The sequence below is a fragment of the Tetzosporium hominis genome, assembly GCF_002265435.1.
Lineage (GTDB): Bacteria > Bacillota > Bacilli > Bacillales_A > Planococcaceae > Chryseomicrobium > Chryseomicrobium hominis.
Genome location: NZ_NOKQ01000297.1, coordinates 1 through 231, shown reverse-complemented (window position 1 = coordinate 231; position 231 = coordinate 1). Strand labels below are relative to the sequence as shown.

1 protein-coding gene is annotated in these 231 nt (G+C 49.4%); it reads left to right on the top strand.

Features of this window, described 5'->3' with window-relative positions:
* Positions 1-231 (top strand): peptidase dimerization domain-containing protein (locus CF394_RS13505; RefSeq protein ID WP_165767569.1); only part of this gene is annotated, 231 nt, incomplete at both ends.

The window sequence follows — 231 nt, the reverse complement described above, 5'->3', positions numbered from 1 at the left end:
AGTTGGTCAGATTGCGACCAATACACACACTCTCTTTGCAGGGACTTGTGAAGTGAAGATCCGTTTCAAAGGAAAAGGTGGACACGCAGCTTTCCCGCATGAGGCCAATGATGCCTTGGTGGCTGCTAGCTATTTTATCACTCAGGTGCAGTCAGTGGTTAGCCGCAATGTTAACCCCATCGAGGGAGCAGTGGTGACCTTTGGTGTTTTCCAAGCTGGTGTTGCGAATAA